The organism is Corynebacterium sp. HMSC076D02, assembly GCF_001813815.1.
GTDB classification, from domain to species: Bacteria; Actinomycetota; Actinomycetes; order Mycobacteriales; family Mycobacteriaceae; genus Corynebacterium; species Corynebacterium simulans.
In genome coordinates, this window is record NZ_KV814082.1 from 101,492 (window position 1) to 101,928 (window position 437).

Genomic DNA, 437 nt, shown 5'->3' on the forward strand with positions numbered 1-437 from the left:
AGGGAAGCGCTCTCCCACTGAGCTAATCGCGCTCGACACGCCAAAGCGTGTCAAAGTTGAGGTGGAAACGGGAATCGAACCCGTGTGCACGGTTTTGCAGACCGTTGCCTCACCACTCGGCCATTCCACCGTGGCGATACCGCCTCACACACAAGTGTGCTGGAGCGGATGACGAGACTCGAACTCGCGACCCTCACCTTGGCAAGGTGATGCGCTACCAACTGCGCTACATCCGCATTCGAAAACCAGGCCCGGTTTTCTAGGCCCGTTTCTGGGCCTTGTGCGCGATACTGGGATTGAACCAGTGACCTCTTCCGTGTCAGGGAAGCGCTCTCCCACTGAGCTAATCGCGCCGATATTTTATTGTCAACACGCTAACCAGAATAGCTACCGATTAACGTCTTGGAGCGGATGACGAGACTCGAACTCGCGACCCT

General features: G+C 56.5%; 3 tRNA genes. All 3 read right to left on the bottom strand.

Annotation, left to right across the window (positions count from 1 at the left end):
* Positions 1-59 precede the first annotated feature (59 nt).
* Positions 60-130: transfer RNA gene (locus HMPREF2935_RS11075), tRNA-Cys, on the bottom strand.
* Positions 131-160: 30 nt separating this feature from the next.
* Positions 161-236 (bottom strand) — tRNA-Gly (locus tag HMPREF2935_RS11080).
* A 45-nt stretch (positions 237-281) separates the two neighbouring features.
* Positions 282-353: transfer RNA gene (locus HMPREF2935_RS11085), tRNA-Val, on the bottom strand.
* Positions 354-437: the final 84 nt, after the last annotated feature.